We start from the raw sequence: 329 nt of genomic DNA on the forward strand, positions 1-329 counted from the left end.
GCGCTATATGTCCCCTACAGTTTCCAGTCCTACCCGTACCATCCGCATCGGTTCTCGTAAAAGCCAACTCGCACTCGTCCAGACTTATTGGGTGCAAGCACAACTCCAGAAACACTTTCCAGATTGCACCTTTGAAATCCACACGATGGCGACTCAAGGTGACAAAATTCTAGATGTTGCCTTAGCCAAGATTGGTGATAAGGGACTATTTACCAAAGAACTCGAAGTGGGAATGCTCAACCACGAGACAGACTTTGCCGTGCATTCCCTGAAAGATTTGCCTACCAACTTGCCAGAAGGATTGGTTTTAGGATGCGTCAGCGAACGGG

At 48.3% G+C, this 329-nt stretch carries 1 pseudogene; it reads left to right on the forward strand.

Annotation, left to right across the window (positions count from 1 at the left end):
• Positions 1–91 precede the first annotated feature (91 nt).
• A pseudogene (locus FLQ44_RS25615) lies at positions 92–329 on the forward strand (hydroxymethylbilane synthase); the annotation flags it as partial.

Origin of the sequence: Vogesella mureinivorans, assembly GCF_007644035.1 — a bacterium.
Classification (GTDB): domain Bacteria; phylum Pseudomonadota; class Gammaproteobacteria; order Burkholderiales; family Chromobacteriaceae; genus Vogesella; species Vogesella mureinivorans.